The organism is Alishewanella sp. HL-SH05, from assembly GCF_052655985.1.
In genome coordinates, this window is record NZ_CP199753.1 from 3,897,501 (window position 1) to 3,911,827 (window position 14,327).

The 14,327-nt window shown below is 45.7% G+C and carries 29 protein-coding genes (1 of these 29 only partly in view); all 29 read right to left on the reverse strand.

Annotated features, from left to right (window positions below):
- Positions 1 to 249 carry the start of a serine hydrolase gene (locus tag ACUJFL_RS17600; RefSeq protein ID WP_445428141.1) on the reverse strand. It extends 987 nt beyond the left edge of the window, so the window shows 249 of its 1,236 coding nt (coding positions 1–249); the start codon lies at positions 247 to 249; the stop codon falls past the left edge of the window.
- A gap of 178 nt (positions 250 to 427) precedes the next feature.
- Positions 428 to 829: a 50S ribosomal protein L17 gene (gene rplQ, locus ACUJFL_RS17605; protein ID WP_226752311.1), complete on the reverse strand. Its 402-nt coding sequence runs from the start codon at positions 827 to 829 to the stop codon at positions 428 to 430.
- Positions 830 to 868: 39 nt separating this feature from the next.
- Complete coding sequence (locus ACUJFL_RS17610; RefSeq protein WP_226752312.1) at positions 869 to 1,858, reverse strand: DNA-directed RNA polymerase subunit alpha; 990 nt, start codon at positions 1,856 to 1,858, stop codon at positions 869 to 871.
- Between the two features lie 23 nt (positions 1,859 to 1,881).
- Positions 1,882 to 2,502 (reverse strand): 30S ribosomal protein S4, encoded by a 621-nt coding sequence (gene rpsD, locus ACUJFL_RS17615; RefSeq protein WP_226752313.1) that lies wholly within the window; start codon positions 2,500 to 2,502, stop codon positions 1,882 to 1,884.
- 33 nt (positions 2,503 to 2,535) lie between these two features.
- Entirely contained in the window at positions 2,536 to 2,925 is a 390-nt protein-coding gene (gene rpsK / locus ACUJFL_RS17620; RefSeq protein ID WP_040552629.1) for a 30S ribosomal protein S11, read from the reverse strand.
- An 11-nt stretch (positions 2,926 to 2,936) separates the two neighbouring features.
- On the reverse strand, positions 2,937 to 3,293 hold the full coding sequence (gene rpsM / locus ACUJFL_RS17625) for a 30S ribosomal protein S13 (RefSeq protein ID WP_226752314.1): 357 nt from the start codon (positions 3,291 to 3,293) through the stop codon (positions 2,937 to 2,939).
- 130 nt (positions 3,294 to 3,423) lie between these two features.
- Positions 3,424 to 3,537, reverse strand: a complete 114-nt coding sequence (gene rpmJ, locus ACUJFL_RS17630) for a 50S ribosomal protein L36 (RefSeq protein WP_008950799.1) — start codon at positions 3,535 to 3,537, stop codon at positions 3,424 to 3,426.
- A gap of 21 nt (positions 3,538 to 3,558) precedes the next feature.
- On the reverse strand, positions 3,559 to 4,887 hold the full coding sequence (secY, locus tag ACUJFL_RS17635) for a preprotein translocase subunit SecY (protein WP_229588328.1): 1,329 nt from the start codon (positions 4,885 to 4,887) through the stop codon (positions 3,559 to 3,561).
- Positions 4,888 to 4,902: 15 nt separating this feature from the next.
- Positions 4,903 to 5,337, reverse strand: a complete 435-nt coding sequence (gene rplO, locus ACUJFL_RS17640) for a 50S ribosomal protein L15 (RefSeq protein ID WP_226752316.1) — start codon at positions 5,335 to 5,337, stop codon at positions 4,903 to 4,905.
- 3 nt (positions 5,338 to 5,340) lie between these two features.
- Positions 5,341 to 5,523, reverse strand: a complete 183-nt coding sequence (rpmD, locus tag ACUJFL_RS17645; RefSeq protein ID WP_226752317.1) for a 50S ribosomal protein L30 — start codon at positions 5,521 to 5,523, stop codon at positions 5,341 to 5,343.
- Positions 5,524 to 5,529: 6 nt separating this feature from the next.
- The gene (rpsE, locus tag ACUJFL_RS17650) at positions 5,530 to 6,033 is read right to left on the reverse strand and encodes a 30S ribosomal protein S5 (protein WP_226752318.1); all 504 of its coding nucleotides are present in this window, start codon (positions 6,031 to 6,033) and stop codon (positions 5,530 to 5,532) included.
- 9 nt (positions 6,034 to 6,042) lie between these two features.
- On the reverse strand, positions 6,043 to 6,393 hold the full coding sequence (rplR, locus tag ACUJFL_RS17655) for a 50S ribosomal protein L18 (protein ID WP_226752319.1): 351 nt from the start codon (positions 6,391 to 6,393) through the stop codon (positions 6,043 to 6,045).
- 9 nt (positions 6,394 to 6,402) lie between these two features.
- On the reverse strand, positions 6,403 to 6,936 hold the full coding sequence (rplF, locus tag ACUJFL_RS17660; protein WP_229588329.1) for a 50S ribosomal protein L6: 534 nt from the start codon (positions 6,934 to 6,936) through the stop codon (positions 6,403 to 6,405).
- Between the two features lie 15 nt (positions 6,937 to 6,951).
- A complete protein-coding gene (gene rpsH / locus ACUJFL_RS17665; RefSeq protein ID WP_226752321.1) occupies positions 6,952 to 7,344 on the reverse strand; it encodes a 30S ribosomal protein S8 in 393 nt (130 codons plus the stop codon).
- Between the two features lie 21 nt (positions 7,345 to 7,365).
- Positions 7,366 to 7,671 carry a 30S ribosomal protein S14 gene (gene rpsN, locus ACUJFL_RS17670; protein WP_226752322.1) on the reverse strand — a complete coding sequence of 102 codons (306 nt, stop codon included), beginning with the start codon at positions 7,669 to 7,671 and terminating at the stop codon, positions 7,366 to 7,368.
- An 11-nt stretch (positions 7,672 to 7,682) separates the two neighbouring features.
- Positions 7,683 to 8,222 carry a 50S ribosomal protein L5 gene (gene rplE, locus ACUJFL_RS17675; RefSeq protein WP_226752323.1) on the reverse strand — a complete coding sequence of 180 codons (540 nt, stop codon included), beginning with the start codon at positions 8,220 to 8,222 and terminating at the stop codon, positions 7,683 to 7,685.
- An 18-nt stretch (positions 8,223 to 8,240) separates the two neighbouring features.
- Positions 8,241 to 8,555 (reverse strand): 50S ribosomal protein L24, encoded by a 315-nt coding sequence (rplX, locus tag ACUJFL_RS17680; protein ID WP_226752324.1) that lies wholly within the window; start codon positions 8,553 to 8,555, stop codon positions 8,241 to 8,243.
- A 9-nt stretch (positions 8,556 to 8,564) separates the two neighbouring features.
- Positions 8,565 to 8,933 carry a 50S ribosomal protein L14 gene (rplN, locus tag ACUJFL_RS17685; RefSeq protein ID WP_189434388.1) on the reverse strand — a complete coding sequence of 123 codons (369 nt, stop codon included), beginning with the start codon at positions 8,931 to 8,933 and terminating at the stop codon, positions 8,565 to 8,567.
- 229 nt (positions 8,934 to 9,162) lie between these two features.
- Positions 9,163 to 9,417, reverse strand: a complete 255-nt coding sequence (gene rpsQ, locus ACUJFL_RS17690) for a 30S ribosomal protein S17 (RefSeq protein WP_226752325.1) — start codon at positions 9,415 to 9,417, stop codon at positions 9,163 to 9,165.
- Positions 9,417 to 9,608, reverse strand: coding sequence for a 50S ribosomal protein L29 (rpmC, locus tag ACUJFL_RS17695; protein WP_226752326.1), 192 nt, complete (start codon positions 9,606 to 9,608; stop codon positions 9,417 to 9,419). Before rpmC ends, rpsQ begins: the two co-directional genes overlap by 1 nt.
- Complete coding sequence (gene rplP / locus ACUJFL_RS17700) at positions 9,608 to 10,021, reverse strand: 50S ribosomal protein L16 (RefSeq protein ID WP_226752327.1); 414 nt, start codon at positions 10,019 to 10,021, stop codon at positions 9,608 to 9,610. The genes rpmC and rplP overlap by 1 nt, the downstream gene beginning before the upstream one ends.
- Before the next feature lie 12 nt (positions 10,022 to 10,033).
- Positions 10,034 to 10,747 carry a 30S ribosomal protein S3 gene (gene rpsC, locus ACUJFL_RS17705; RefSeq protein WP_189434397.1) on the reverse strand — a complete coding sequence of 238 codons (714 nt, stop codon included), beginning with the start codon at positions 10,745 to 10,747 and terminating at the stop codon, positions 10,034 to 10,036.
- Positions 10,748 to 10,756: 9 nt separating this feature from the next.
- Entirely contained in the window at positions 10,757 to 11,089 is a 333-nt protein-coding gene (gene rplV / locus ACUJFL_RS17710; protein WP_226752328.1) for a 50S ribosomal protein L22, read from the reverse strand.
- Between the two features lie 10 nt (positions 11,090 to 11,099).
- A complete protein-coding gene (gene rpsS, locus ACUJFL_RS17715) occupies positions 11,100 to 11,378 on the reverse strand; it encodes a 30S ribosomal protein S19 (RefSeq protein WP_008950795.1) in 279 nt (92 codons plus the stop codon).
- 16 nt (positions 11,379 to 11,394) lie between these two features.
- Complete coding sequence (rplB, locus tag ACUJFL_RS17720) at positions 11,395 to 12,219, reverse strand: 50S ribosomal protein L2 (protein WP_445425688.1); 825 nt, start codon at positions 12,217 to 12,219, stop codon at positions 11,395 to 11,397.
- A gap of 16 nt (positions 12,220 to 12,235) precedes the next feature.
- Complete coding sequence (gene rplW, locus ACUJFL_RS17725; RefSeq protein ID WP_226752330.1) at positions 12,236 to 12,538, reverse strand: 50S ribosomal protein L23; 303 nt, start codon at positions 12,536 to 12,538, stop codon at positions 12,236 to 12,238.
- Entirely contained in the window at positions 12,535 to 13,140 is a 606-nt protein-coding gene (gene rplD / locus ACUJFL_RS17730; RefSeq protein ID WP_226752331.1) for a 50S ribosomal protein L4, read from the reverse strand. The genes rplW and rplD overlap by 4 nt, the downstream gene beginning before the upstream one ends.
- A gap of 17 nt (positions 13,141 to 13,157) precedes the next feature.
- Complete coding sequence (gene rplC / locus ACUJFL_RS17735; protein WP_226752332.1) at positions 13,158 to 13,796, reverse strand: 50S ribosomal protein L3; 639 nt, start codon at positions 13,794 to 13,796, stop codon at positions 13,158 to 13,160.
- Between the two features lie 29 nt (positions 13,797 to 13,825).
- Positions 13,826 to 14,137, reverse strand: coding sequence for a 30S ribosomal protein S10 (gene rpsJ / locus ACUJFL_RS17740; protein ID WP_008899121.1), 312 nt, complete (start codon positions 14,135 to 14,137; stop codon positions 13,826 to 13,828).
- Between the last annotated feature and the right edge of the window lie 190 nt (positions 14,138 to 14,327).

Below are 14,327 nucleotides of genomic sequence, written 5' to 3' on the forward strand. Positions count from 1 at the left end.
AAAATAACGATCAGGCTGAACCCCATAATGATAATAATGTAACTTGGGTAATTCCCCCTCAATCATCGGTGATTCTATTCGCGTGAAAATGATCTGCAGTTTATAAGATTGACTGTCGGCAAATACCCTATCGAGCAATGTTAATTTCTGTTGGTTTTGCTCGAGCAACGGTAACAAAGACTGACAACTGGCTGCTGCGGTGAAACGCTGGCAAACATCTGAACGAGCAAATGCAATGTGCGGAATCATTGCAGCCGTTAGAAATATATAAAATAAAATTTTCAATTCGGCAGACCTTAATTCTTCAATGTTTATCATCAGGCAACAGTTAAGATAAATAATAAGCGATTGTATAAATAGCATACAACAATAAAATTTGGATATAAAAAAACCGGGCATTAAGCCCGGTTTTTAGAAGAACAAGTGATTATTCAGCAGCAGTTTCTTCAACTGGCATTGCTGCGTCCGTTTCTGGACGATCAACTAATTCAATGTAAGCCATAGGTGCGTTGTCACCAGTACGGAAGCCACACTTCATGATGCGAGTGTAACCACCTGGACGCGCGTTGTAACGCGGGCCTAAAACATTGAACAATAAACCTACAACTTCTTTATCACGAGTACGGGCAAAAGCCAGACGACGGTTTGCAACGCTGTCATTCTTTGCCAATGTGATCAATGGCTCGATCACACGACGTAACTCTTTAGCTTTTGGCAAAGTCGTTTTGATGATTTCGTGCTTCACCAACGAGCTTGCCATGTTGCGGAACATTGCAGTACGGTGGCTGCTGTTCCGATTTAATTGACGACCACTCTTGCGATGGCGCATGATCTATTCCTTCTCACTAAACCAGGAACTGGTATCTGGTTAGTCTTTATTTACCAAACTAGCTGGCGGCCAGTTTTCCAGGCGCATGCCTAAGGATAAACCGCGTGATGCCAACACGTCTTTGATTTCGGTAAGAGACTTCTTACCCAGGTTAGGCGTTTTAAGAAGCTCAACCTCGGTACGCTGTACCAGATCACCAATGTACTGAATCTGCTCTGCCTTAAGGCAGTTTGCAGAACGAACTGTTAGCTCTAAATCATCGACTGGACGTAACAGAATCGGATCAAACTCCGGTTTCTCTTCACGTTTTTCAGGCTCACTCTTATCACGCAATTCTACGAAGAATTCTAGCTGTTCAGCTAAAATTGTTGCTGCGCGACGAATGGCTTCCTCTGGCTCAACAGTGCCGTTGGTTTCCATATCGATAACCAGTTTATCCAAATCAGTACGCTGTTCTACCCGTGCTGCTTCAACAGTATAAGCAATACGCTCAACTGGGCTGAAAGATGCGTCAAGTAATAAGCGACCGATCGGACGTTCGTCATCATCTGAGGACAAACGAGCTGATGCAGGCACATAACCGCGACCACGTTCAATTTTCAGACGCATACTGAACTCAGTCTCGCCAGTCAAATTACAAATAACGTGCTCAGGGTTAACAATAACCACACCGTCGCCACGCTGGATATCTCCAGCAGTTACAGGGCCAGCACCTTTCTTCGTTAAAGTCAGGGAGACTTCATCTTTGTCTTCCAGGCGAACGGCAAGGCCTTTCAGGTTTAGGAGAATATCAATGATATCTTCCTGAACACCTTCTTTGGCACTGTACTCATGAAGAACGCCGTCTATTTCTACTTCAGTCACAGCACAACCTGGCATAGACGATAACAGAATACGACGTAACGCGTTGCCCAAGGTATGCCCGAAACCGCGCTCTAATGGTTCCAAAGTAACTTTGGCACGAGTTGGGTTGATCCTTTCGATACCAACTAATCTCGGCTTAAGGAATTCGGTGACAGAACCCTGCATATATCCTCTCTTAACAATTAGCTTTACTTAGAGTAAAGCTCGACGATTAACTGTTCGTTGATGTCAGCTGACAAATCTGAACGCTCAGGAGTGCGTTTGAAAACACCTTCCAGTTTCGTGTTGTCAACTTCTATCCAAGTTGGTTTCTCACGTTGTGCGGCTACTTCAAGCGCAGCACCGATACGGGCTTGCTTTTTAGCTTTTTCACGAACAGAGATAACTTGTTCAGGTAATACTTTGTATGATGGAATGTTTAACACTTGGCCATTAATCATAATAGCTTTGTGGCTAACAAGCTGACGGGCTTCAGCACGTGTGCTGGCCAGACCCATACGGTAAACTACGTTGTCTAAGCGTGACTCTAACAACGCTAACAGGTTCTCACCTGTATTACCTTTCAAACGAGCAGCTTCTTTGTAGTAATTACGGAACTGCTTCTCAAGCACGCCATACATACGACGTACTTTTTGCTTCTCGCGTAACTGTAAACCGTAGTCTGATAAGCGACCGCGACGTGCGCCGTGCTGACCAGGAGCTGTAGTTAAGTTACACTTTGAATCGATTGCTCTTACGCCGCTCTTCAGGAACAGATCTGTACCTTCGCGACGACTTAGTTTGAGCTTTGGACCCAAATATCTTGCCATCTTCTTTCTCCAATAATCCGTGAAGCGCTGTAATTACACGCGACGTTTTTTAGGTGGACGACATCCATTATGTGGGATAGGCGTCACGTCGGTGATATTTGTGATCTTGTAACCAGCGGCATTCAGAGCACGAATCGCTGATTCGCGGCCTGGGCCTGGACCATTCACAAACACTTCAAGGTTTTTCAGACCATATTCCAGTGCAGCTGTACCTGCACGCTCTGCTGCTACTTGAGCTGCAAACGGAGTAGATTTACGTGAACCACGGAAACCTGAACCGCCTGCTGTTGCCCAACACAATGCATTGCCCTGACGATCAGTAATCGTCACGATGGTGTTGTTGAAAGAAGCATGGATATGAGCCATACCGTCTGAAACTTGTTTTTTTACCCGCTTACGAGTACGAACTGGTGCTTTAGCCATGTTGAATCACCTTATTTCTTAATCGCTTTACGTGGGCCCTTGCGGGTACGCGCATTAGTCTTAGTGCGCTGACCACGGACCGGCAGACTACGACGGTGACGTAAGCCACGGTAGCAACCAAGGTCCATTAAACGCTTAATGTTTAATGTGATTTCACGACGCAAGTCACCTTCAACGGTATACTTTGCAACTTCGTCACGTAGAGTATCTAATTGCGAGTCTGATAAAGACGCGATCTTAGTATTCTCTTCAATACCCACTGCCGCTAAAATTGATTTAGCGCGGGTCTTACCGATACCATAAACATAAGTCAGTGAGATCACTGCATGTTTATTATCGGGGATGTTAATGCCAGCGATACGGGCCACTAACGTTCTCCTATCTGAAATTAAAAGGTGCCAATTTGAAAAGCCCGTAAGGATACTCAAATGGCGCTTATATTGCAAACAATAAAGGGGCTAAACTTAAAGTTCAGCCCGCCTTATCGTTTTTCTGCTATTAGCCTTGGCGCTGTTTATGCTTTGGCTCACTGCAAATTACGCGAACTACGTTATTACGTTTGATCACTTTGCAGTTACGGCAGATCTTCTTAACGGAAGCTCGTACTTTCATAACTTAACTCCGCAAACTATCTTAACGGCCTATGCCTTTAAGATTTGCCTTTTTCAGCACAGAATCATACTGATGTGACATCAGATGTGTCTGTACCTGTGCCATGAAATCCATGATAACAACAACGATAATCAGTAAAGAAGTACCGCCGAAGTAGAACTGTACGTTCCACGCTACCATCATGAACTCAGGAACCAAACAAATAAAGGTAATGTACAACGCGCCGGCTAGGGTCAAACGTGTCATTACTTTATCAATGTATTTTGATGTCTGCTCGCCAGGACGAATACCAGGGATAAAAGCACCAGATTTCTTCAAGTTATCTGCTGTATCACGTGGGTTAAATACCAACGCAGTATAAAAGAAACAGAAGAAAATGATAGCCGCCGAGTATAACATCATATACAGCGGTTGTCCTGGAGATAATGTTAGCGACAATTCCTGTAAGAAATTGGCTACCATACCTTCACCTGTACCGAACCAACTGGCTATTGTACCAGGGAACAGAATAATGCTAGACGCGAATATCGGTGGAATAACACCGGCCATATTAACCTTTAACGGTAAATGGCTGCTCTGCGCAGCAAACACCTGACGGCCCTGCTGACGTTTTGCGTAGTTAACCACGATACGACGCTGGCCGCGTTCAAAGAACACCACAAACCAGGTAATCGCAACAACAATCACGCCAATAGCTACTAATAGTAAAAAGTGCAAATCGCCCTGACGCGCTTGCTCAATCGTCTGACCAATGGCAGACGGGAAGCCAGCAACAATACCGGTAAAAATTAGCAACGAAATACCATTACCAATGCCGCGCTCTGTAATTTGCTCACCTAACCACATTAAGAACATGGTACCGGTAACCAAGCTGATCACCGCGGTAAAGTAAAATGCAAAGCCTGGGTTAATGACCAACCCTGGCATCATATTTGGCAGGCCTGTGGCTATACCAATGGACTGTAGTATCGCTAAACCTAAAGTACCGTAGCGCGTGTACTGATTAATTTTACGCTTACCTGCTTCACCTTCTTTCTTTAATTCAGCCATTGCCGGATGCATTACCGTTAATAACTGAACAATGATAGAGGCAGAGATATAAGGCATAATGCCTAGCGCAAATACAGACGCACGCTCAAGAGCACCACCGCTGAACATGTTAAACATTTCAACGATGGTACCTTTTTGTTGCTCGAATAACTGAGCTAGCACGGTGGCGTCAATTCCAGGAATTGGCACAAATGAGCCTAACCGAAAAACGATTATGGCTAAGAGCACAAACAACAGGCGAGATTTCAGTTCGCTGAATCCGCCTTTTGCTGCTCTTGAGTCCGAACCTGGTTTAGCCATCGCGTACTATCCTTATTATTCTTCGACTTTACCACCGGCGGCTTCGATCGCTGCACGCGCACCTTTAGTTACGCGTAAGCCTTTTACTGTTACTGGACGAGTGATCTCACCAGACAGTACAACTTTTGCGAACTTAACAGTACGAGAGATGATGTTCGCTTCCATTAAAGAAGCTAAATCTACTACGTCGCCATTAACAGCAGCTAGTTCGTGTAAACGGACTTCAGAAGAAACCAAAGATTTCTGAGAAGTGAAACCGAACTTAGGTAAACGTTGTTTCAAAGGCATTTGACCGCCTTCGAAGCCTGGACGAACACTGCCGCCAGAACGTGATTTAAGACCTTTATGGCCACGGCCAGCAGTCTTACCTAAGCCAGAACCGATACCACGGCCTACACGGCGTTTATCTTTCTTAGCACCTGGTGCTGGAGATAGAGTGTTTAATAACATCTGTTACTCCTCCACTTTAACCATGTAGTAAACGGCGTTGATCATACCGCGAACTGAAGGTGTATCTTCAACTTCGACAGTGTGACCAATACGACGTAAACCAAGACCCTTTAAAGAAGCCCGGTGATTCGGTAAACGACCGATACTAGACTTAGTTTGGGTGACTTTAACTGTTTTCTTCGTCATGGCAAATTACCCCAGAATATCGTCAACGCGTAAACCGCGTTTTGCTGCCACTTGTGCCGGTGACTTCACTGAAGACAGGGCATTAATGGTAGCGCGAACTACGTTAATTGGGTTAGTTGAACCATAACACTTAGAAAGAATGTTTTGGATACCCGCTACTTCCAACACGGCGCGCATTGCACCGCCGGCGATTAGACCAGTACCTTCTGCAGCAGGCTGCATGTAAACATTCGAACCTGAGTGCACACCACGTGTTGGGTGATGCAAAGTGTTACCATTTAATTCAACCTGTGTCATGTTACGACGTGCCTTTTCCATTGCTTTTTGAATAGCAGCTGGAACTTCACGTGCTTTACCATAACCGAAACCAACGCGACCGTTGCCGTCACCAACTACTGTCAATGCAGTAAAGCTGAAAATACGACCACCTTTTACCACTTTGGACACGCGGTTAACGGCAACAAGCTTTTCTTGTAAATCAGATTGTTGTTTAGAATCTTCGTTAGCCATTAGCTACTCCTAGAACTGAAGACCGGCTTCACGCGCCGCGTCTGCTAACGCCTGCACGCGACCATGATACTGGAAGCCGCTACGGTCAAAAGCACATGCAGTTACGCCTTTAGCCACTGCACGTTCGGCGATCGCTTTACCTACAGCTTTGGCAGCATCTACGTTACCAGAGTACGAAAGTGATTCTTTAATTGAAGCTTCTAAAGTAGAAGCTGCAGCAATCACTTCAGCATTTGGCGCAATCAGCTGAGCATAGATGTGACGTGGAGTACGGTGTACTACCAGGCGATTCGCACCTTGTTCGATAATGTTTCTGCGAGTGCGTTTGGCACGACGCAGACGAGCAAGTTTCTTATCCATCGTCCTACCTTACTTTTTCTTAGCTTCTTTACGACGCACGTTTTCATTCGCATAACGAACACCTTTGCCTTTGTAAGGCTCTGGTTTACGGTATGCACGAATGTTGGCAGATACCTGTCCAACTAATTGCTTGTCAGCACCTTTGACCCAAACTTCAGTTTGTGTTGGTGTTTCGATAGTGATACCAGCTGGCACCTCGAAAACGACCGGGTGAGAAAAGCCCAGGCTTAGGTTTAAAACCTTACCTTCAGCTTTTGCACGGTAACCAACACCGACTAATTCCAGTTTCTGGCTGAAGCCTTCGCTTACACCAGTAACCATGTTGTTCAATAATGCGCGAGCAGTACCTGCTTGTGCGTCAGCGTTTTCGAAACCTTGACGAGGCTCTGTACGCAGTACATTGCCATCAACAACGATTTCAACCGCAGGGTTAACATTCAGTGTTAACTCGCCGTTTTTGCCCTTAAGCGCCACAACTTGACCTGTTTGCGTTACAGTAACGCCTGCAGGTAGAGTGACGGGGGCTTTAGCAACACGAGACATAAATTAACCCCTCCGTTACGCTACGTAGCCGATGATTTCGCCACCGATACCAACCTTGCGCGCAGCACGGTCAGTCATTAGTCCTTTAGATGTTGACACGATGGCCACACCTAAACCGCCCATTACCTTAGGTAATTCGTTGCTTTTCTTATAGATACGCAAACTTGGACGACTAACACGATCGATAGTCTCAATAACTGATTTGCCCTGGAAATACTTTAAAGTAACTTCCAGTTCTGGTTTTACATCACCAGACACAGCGAAATCGCCGATGTAACCTTCGTCTTTTAAAACTTTCGCAATTGCAATCTTCAATTTAGAAGAAGGCATTTTAACCGCAACTTTATTGGCCGACTGGCCGTTACGGATGCGAGTAAACATATCCGCTACTGGATCTTGCAAACTCATAGCTCGTTACTCCCGTGATTCTTACCAGCTAGCCTTACGAAGGCCAGGAATTTCACCGCGCATCGCCGCTTCGCGAACTTTGATCCGGCTCATACCGAACTTACGCAGATAACCATGTGGACGACCTGTCACACGACAACGATTACGTTGACGTGCAGGGCTTGAATCACGCGGTAACGTTTGTAACTTAAGAACCGCTGCCCAACGATCTTCATCAGAAGTTGAAGTGTTAGCAATCAGATCTTTAAGTTCAAAACGTTTTGCAGCGAATTTGGCTACCAGTTGTGCACGCTTTGCTTCACGTGCTTTCATTGATTGTTTTGCCATGACCCTACACCTTATTTCTTGAACGGGAAGTTAAACGCCGCAAGTAAAGCACGCCCTTCGTCATCAGTACGAGCAGTTGTCGTAATCGTGATATCTAAACCACGGATTGCATCAACTTTATCGTAATCGATTTCAGGGAAAATGATTTGCTCACGAACACCCATGCTGTAATTACCACGACCGTCGAATGATTTCGGGTTTACACCACGGAAATCACGGATACGGGGGATAGCAATAGAAACTAAACGTTCTAAGAAATCCCACATACGCTCGCCGCGCAGGGTTACTTTCGCGCCAATAGGGTAGCCTTCACGGATTTTGAAACCAGCGACTGACTTACGAGCCTTAGTTACCAGAGGTTTCTGGCCAGCAATAGCAGTTAAATCTGCTACAGCGTTATCAAGGATCTTTTTGTCAGCTACGGCTTCACCCACACCCATATTGAGTGTGATTTTAACAATCCGAGGGACTTGCATGACGCTGGAGTAGCCAAACTGTTTGAACAGTTCTGGGACTACGGTGTCTTTATAAATTTCATGCAGTTTCGCCATCGTATTACTCCAATAGCATTAAATTACTTCGTTATTCGATTTGAAGAAACGCACTTTCTTGCCATCTTCAAAACGGAAACCTACACGATCTGCTTTACCCGTTTTAGGGTTAACAATCGCTACGTTTGAAACATGAATCGAGGCTTCTTTCTCGACGATACCGCCAGGCTGATTAACAGCTGGAACCGGCTTCTGGTGTTTCTTAACCAGATTAACGCCTGAAACATAAACACGGTTGTCGCCAACTAATACTTTAGTGACTTTGCCTTGTTTACCCTTGTCCTTACCAGTAAGAACAATAACCTCGTCATCACGACGGATTTTGCTAGCCATGGTGACTCCTTACAGTACTTCTGGTGCCAGAGACACGATCTTCATAAACTTATCGCCACGAAGTTCACGTGTAACAGGCCCGAAAATACGGGTACCGATCGGTTCCAGCTTAGTGTTTAATAACACCGCTGCATTGCGATCAAAACGGATTAATGACCCGTCCTGACGACGTACGCCTTTAGCTGTACGCACCACCACTGCATTCAGAACATCACCTTTTTTAACTTTACCGCGAGGAATTGCTTCCTTAACAGTAACTTTGATGATGTCACCAATTGCAGCATAACGGCGATGCGAACCACCTAAGACCTTAATACACATTACGCTGCGCGCGCCGCTGTTGTCTGCGACTTCCAGCATAGATTGCATCTGGATCATCTTAGTGCTCCGCTATTCTACTATGTAACCTTCTCAGGTTACGCTGCTTACGATAATAAAACCCCTCCCCAGAGGAAGGGCGCGTGATTATAACAGCAGTTATGGCAAAGTGGTAGTTTAAAATAAAAACAATTCGGTGTATGCCTAGACACGTACCGCCACTTAACCGATCTGTTGCTACAAACAAAAACGGCTCCAACAGGAGCCGTTTTATTCTTCTTCTTAATTATTAAGAAGCAGATTCAACGATAGCTACCAGGGTCCAAGACTTAGTCTTAGACAAAGGACGGCATTCACGGATAGTGACTACGTCGCCTTCTTTACACTGATTAGTTTCGTCATGCACGTGCAGTTTGGTAGTACGCTTGATGAATTTACCATAAATTGGGTGTTTCACCTGACGTTCAATCGCAACAGTGATAGATTTATCCATCTTGTCGCTGATTACTTTACCTTGCAGTGTACGGGTATTAGTTTCAGTCATTACGCACCTGCCTTCTCGGTTAAGATAGTCTTAACGCGCGCGATATCACGACGCACCTGCTTCAATAAGTGTGTCTGAGCTAACTGACCAGTAGCTGCTTGCATGCGCATGTTGAACTGCTCACGTAACAGACCTAATAATTCAGCATTTAACTCTTCAACACTTTTTGTTTTCAATTCGCTGGCTTTCATCACATTACCGTCCGCGTTACGAAGGTGGTCTTGAATGGAAGCTTAGCAGCAGCCAATGCAAAAGCATGACGCGCAAGTTCTTCAGACACACCGTCCATTTCATACAGAACTTTGCCAGGTTTAATCTGACATACCCAGTACTCAACAGCACCTTTACCACTACCCATACGTACTTCTAACGGCTTAGCTGTGATTGGCTTATCTGGGAACACACGGATCCAGATTTTACCAACACGTTTAACAGCCCGCGTCATAGCACGACGTGCAGATTCGATTTGACGTGAAGTCATTTGACCACGTTCTACAGATTTCAGTGCGTATGTACCGAAACTTACTTTATCACCAACTTGTGATAAACCACGGTTACGGCCTTTGTGCACTTTACGAAATTTTGTACGTTTTGGTTGCAACATCGCTCAATACCCCTACTTAGCCTTACGAGCCGGTTTTTTCGGCGCTTTAGGCTGGTTGTTATTGTTGGCGTTGTTGGCGTTATTTTGCAGAGGCAGAGCACCTAGGATCTCGCCTTTGAAAATCCACACTTTGACACCAATGATACCGTAAGTAGTCAGTGCTTCAGAAGTATTGTAGTCAATGTCTGCACGAAGAGTATGCAGAGGTACACGACCTTCACGATACCACTCGTCACGAGCAATCTCAGCACCGCCTAAACGGCCGCTAACTTGAACCTTGATACCTTTAGCACCAATACGCATAGCATTTTGTACCGCACGCTTCATAGCACGACGGAACATTACACGACGCTCTAACTGGCTACTGATAGAATCAGCAACTAATTTCGCATCTAGCTCTGGCTTACGGATCTCAGAGATATTGATCTGAGCAGGCACGCCAGCAATGGCAGCGACTTGCTTACGGATCTTCTCAACGTCTTCACCTTTTTTACCGATAATCACGCCTGGACGCGCAGTGTGAATAGTCACACGGATGCTTTTCGCAGGGCGTTCAATATCGATCCGGCTTACTGAGGCTGCTTTCAGTTCTTTTGTCAGGTACTGACGAACTTTATAGTCACCGTTCAGGAAATCCGGGAAATCTTTTGTATTCGCGAACCAGGTAGAGCTCCATGGCTTAGTGATACCTAGGCGAATACCATTAGGATGTACTTTCTGTCCCATTTCTATCTCCTAGTTATCAGCTACGACCACAGTGATGTGGCTGGTACGCTTGACGATACGATCAGCACGACCTTTAGCGCGTGGTTTGATACGCTTCATAGATGGACCTTCATCAACGAAGATGGTCTTCACTTTCAGTGTATCGATGTCCGCGCCTTCATTGTGCTCAGCGTTGGCAATGGCTGATAAAAGTACCTTTTTGACTAACTCAGCAGCTTTCTTCGGGCTGTAAGTTAGTACATTCAACGCCTTCTCAACTGACAATCCACGTACTTGGTCAGCGACCAAACGCGTTTTTTGAGCAGAAGAACGGGCAAATTTGTGTTTAGCTAATGCTTGCATCATTTACCCCTTAGCGCTTCTTGGCCTTTTTGTCGGCTGCATGACCACGATAGGTACGAGTAGGTGCAAATTCACCTAACTTGTGACCGATCATCTCTTCTGAGACAAATACTGGTACATGTTGACGACCATTATGGACAGCGATGGTCAAACCGATCATATCAGGTATGATCATTGAACGACGGCTCCAAGTCTTTATAGGCTTCTTGTCTCCGCTTTCCAACGCTTTCTCTACCTTCTTCAGCAAGTGAAGGTCAATAAATGGACCTTTCTTGAGAGAACGTGGCATGGCAATTCCTCACAAATTATTTATCACGACGACGTACGATAAGTTTATCAGTACGCTTGTTTGAACGAGTCTTGTAACCTTTAGTCGGTACGCCCCATGGAGTCACTGGATGACGACCACCTGAGGTTTTACCTTCACCACCACCGTGTGGGTGATCGACTGGGTTCATTACTACACCACGTACGGTTGGGCGGACGCCGCGCCAGCGCATTGCACCAGCTTTACCGTATTGACGTAACATGTGCTCAGCATTACCGATCTCACCGATAGTTGCGCGACAATCTGCTAATACTTTACGTACTTCGCCGCTACGCAGACGCAGGGTAACATACTCACCATCACGAGCCAGGATCTGAACGAATGCGCCTGCTGAACGAGCCAGCTGACCGCCTTTACCTGGTTTCATTTCGATGTTGTGTACTACTTGACCAACTGGGATGTTGCGCAGTGGCAGCGTGTTACCTGCTTTGATTGGTGCATCAACACCAGAGATAACTGCGTCACCGGCTTTCATGCCTTTAGGGGCAAGAATGTAACGACGTTCGCCGTCTGCATACAACACTAATGCGATGTTTGCAGTACGGTTTGGATCGTATTCTAAACGCTCTACTTTGCCCGGAATACCGTCTTTCATGCGTTTAAAATCAACAACACGATAGTGTTGCTTATGACCACCACCGATATGGCGAGTAGTGATACGACCGTTGCTGTTACGACCACCCGTCTTAACTTTCTTCTCTAACAAAGGCGCGTAAGGCTTGCCTTTGTGCAGGTCAGGGTTAACCACTTTTAAAACGTGGCGACGACCTGGTGACGTAGGTTTACACTTTACAAGTGCCATTTCCTAACTCCTCTTCTTACTCAGCGCCGCCAACAAAATCGATTTCGCTGCCTTCTTTAAGAGTAACGTAAGCTTTTTTCCAATCGCTACGTTTGCCCATACGCGCACCAGTGCGCTTGGCCTTACCCTTAACGTTAACAGTACGAACACCTACTACTTCTGTTTCAAACAGTTTTTCTACAGCAGCTTTAATATCAGCTTTTGTAGAAGTAGTGGCTACTTTAAAAACGATAGTGTTGTGTTTTTCTGCCGCAGTAGTACTCTTTTCAGAAACGTGCGGAGCCAGAATCACTTTTAGTAAACGTTCTTCGCGGATCATGCTAAAAGCTCCTCAAGTTGTTTAACTGCAGCAGCAGTCATTAACACTTTGTCGAATGCGATTAAGCTGACCGGGTCGATACCGTGTACGTCACGAACGTCAACTTTGTATAAGTTGCGTGCAGATAAGAACAAGTTCTCGTCTACTTCGTTAGTTACGATCAGAACGTCTTTTAAATCCATCGCTTTCAGCTTTGCAGTCAAGTCTTTTGTCTTTGGTGAATCAACGCCAAAACTCTCAACAACAATTAAGCGCTCCTGACGAACTAATTCAGACAGAATGCTTTGAATTGCACCGCGATACATTTTACGGTTAACTTTTTGGCTGTGATCTTGTGGCTTAGCCGCAAAAGTCACACCACCGCCACGCCAAATTGGACTGCGGATTGTACCAGCACGCGCGCGGCCAGTACCTTTTTGACGCCATGGCTTCTTGCCGCCACCACGTACTTCTGAACGTGTCAATTGAGCACGAGTACCCTGACGGGCACCAGCTGCAAAAGCAACTACTACCTGATGTACCAGAGCTTCGTTAAACTCACGTCCAAAGGTAGCTTCGGAAACTTCAAGAGCGCCTTGAGCGTCTCGTAATGCTAATTCCATCACTTATCTCCTAGACGTTAGCTTTTAACAGCTGGTTTAACGATAACGTCACCGCCGATAGCACCAGGCACTGCGCCTTTTACTAACAGAATGTTACGTTCCGCATCAACACGAACCACTTCAAGAGACTGTACAGTTACCCGTTCAGCGCCCATGTGGCCAGCCATTTTCTTACCTTTGAATACTTTACCTGGTGATTGGTTTTGACCAATTGAACCCGGTGCACGGTGTGATAAAGAGTTACCGTGAGTAGCATCCTGAGTACGGAAATTCCAGCGCTTAACAGCACCTTGGAAACCCTTACCTTTTGATGTGCCAGCGACATCAACTTTCTTTGTATCTGCGAAAATATCAACAGTAATCTCGCTACCAACAGTGATGTCGGCGCCTTCGTTGTCTTGTAGGCGGAATTCCCACAGACCACGACCCGCTTCTACACCCACTTTTGCAAAATGACCTGCTTCTGGCTTGCTCAGGCGGCTTGCCTTAACAGTACCAGTAGTCACTTGCAACGCGCTATAGCCTTCAACGTCTTGCGTTTTAACAGCAGTAACGCGGTTTGGTGTTGCTTCGATTACGGTTACTGGGATAGATACACCATCTTCAGTGAAGATGCGTGTCATGCCCACTTTACGACCGATTAGACCGATAGCCATTTCCTAAACCTCTCTAAAAACCTGTCTGATTAGCCCAGGCTGATTTGAACGTCAACGCCAGCAGGCAGATCTAAACGCATCAGCGCATCAACTGTTTTTTCAGTTGGTTCCACGATGTCGATTAAACGCTTGTGCGTACGGATTTCGTACTGGTCACGCGCATCTTTATTGACGTGAGGAGAAATCAGAACAGTGAAACGTTCCTGACGAGTTGGTAGTGGAATTGGACCACGAACCTGTGCGCCGGTACGTTTTGCTGTGTCAACGATTTCCATAGTTGACTGATCGATCAAACGGTGATCGAACGCTTTCAGACGGATGCGAATCCTTTGATTACTCATGTATCAAAGCCTCAAAGAGCAAAAAGAGCAAAAATAAACATAAACAAATACCCATAAAGGGTTTGCTTATGCACCAAGTTACCAGTTGCCCCCCAATCGGGGGCTTATAGTACAAACTACGCATACTCACTTTAGAGGTTGCAATGTAGCTTGTATCAGCCAGATATGAATCGACTGGCCGCATATTATA